The organism is Cohnella fermenti (genome assembly GCF_004801405.1).
Lineage (GTDB): Bacteria > Bacillota > Bacilli > Paenibacillales > Paenibacillaceae > Cohnella > Cohnella fermenti.
Window position 1 is genome coordinate 1 of the sequence record NZ_SSOB01000109.1, and the last position, 1,022, is coordinate 1,022.

At 53.8% G+C, this 1,022-nt stretch carries 6 tRNA genes and 1 rRNA gene; all 7 read right to left on the reverse strand.

Features of this window, described 5'->3' with window-relative positions:
* Positions 1-166: 166 nt before the first annotated feature.
* Positions 167-242, reverse strand: a tRNA-Lys gene (locus tag E6C55_RS33170).
* A 9-nt stretch (positions 243-251) separates the two neighbouring features.
* Positions 252-335, reverse strand: a tRNA-Tyr gene (locus tag E6C55_RS33175).
* A 56-nt stretch (positions 336-391) separates the two neighbouring features.
* Positions 392-467, reverse strand: a tRNA-Phe gene (locus E6C55_RS33180).
* A gap of 28 nt (positions 468-495) precedes the next feature.
* Positions 496-572 (reverse strand) — tRNA-Asp (locus tag E6C55_RS33185).
* 26 nt (positions 573-598) lie between these two features.
* Positions 599-674, reverse strand: a tRNA-Val gene (locus E6C55_RS33190).
* A 27-nt stretch (positions 675-701) separates the two neighbouring features.
* Positions 702-778 (reverse strand) — tRNA-Met (locus tag E6C55_RS33195).
* A 120-nt stretch (positions 779-898) separates the two neighbouring features.
* A 23S ribosomal RNA gene (locus E6C55_RS33200) occupies positions 899-1,022 on the reverse strand; the annotation flags it as partial.

Sequence of the window (1,022 nt, forward strand, 5' to 3'; positions counted from 1 at the left end):
TTGAGCCTGAACATCTCAATTTTATCGGAATGGTCTTGGTGGTCAAACCCTCGTTCCCTCCACCCGCATAGCGGGTGGTTTTTTGTTTCGCGCGTTTCACGCACTCAACAGGCTAAAGCCTATAAATCAAAAAAACAGACGTCATAACGTCTGTTGTCATTTAAACTGGTGAGCCATGAAGGACTCGAACCTTCGACACCCTGATTAAAAGTCAGGTGCTCTACCGACTGAGCTAATGGCTCGGGGTGGATTGGTGGAGGGTGATGGATTCGAACCACCGAACCGTGAGGAAGAGATTTACAGTCTCCCGCGTTTGGCCACTTCGCTAACCCTCCATGCGCCCCGCCGGTAGCTTGCGCAACTTAAGAGTAGCCTATACCGGGGAATACAATGGTGGCTCGGGACGGAATCGAACCGCCGACACGAGGATTTTCAGTCCTCTGCTCTACCAACTGAGCTACCGAGCCTCATATTCAGTTCTGATGTTAATGGAAATGGCGGAGCCGACGGGATTCGAACCCGCGGTCTCCTGCGTGACAGGCAGGCATGTTAGGCCTCTACACCACGGCTCCGCGAAGGGTGATGCTGTGAATCTGAATGGTGGAGGCTGAGGGGATCGAACCCCCGACCCTCTGCTTGTAAGGCAGATGCTCTCCCGGCTGAGCTAAGCCTCCATGGGAGGAATTGCAGATCAAGTGAGTTGGTAGCGGCGAAGGGGATCGAACCCCCGACCTTTCGGGTATGAACCGAACGCTCTAGCCAGCTGAGCTACGCCGCCACATCACAGACGCTTGTCCTCGGACAAGCTTAGGTTGTCTCAAAGCTTGCGCCTTGATAACCGGATACGAAACGAGTTAGCGTGTATTTAGAATCCTCTTCCTGCCTTGCGTCTGCTTCTTAGGATAAGCCCTCGACCGATTAGTACTCGTCAGCTCCACACGTTGCCGCGCTTCCACCCCGAGCCTATCTACCTGGTGTTCTTCCAGGGGTCTTACGTACTGGGAAATCTCATCTTGAGGCGG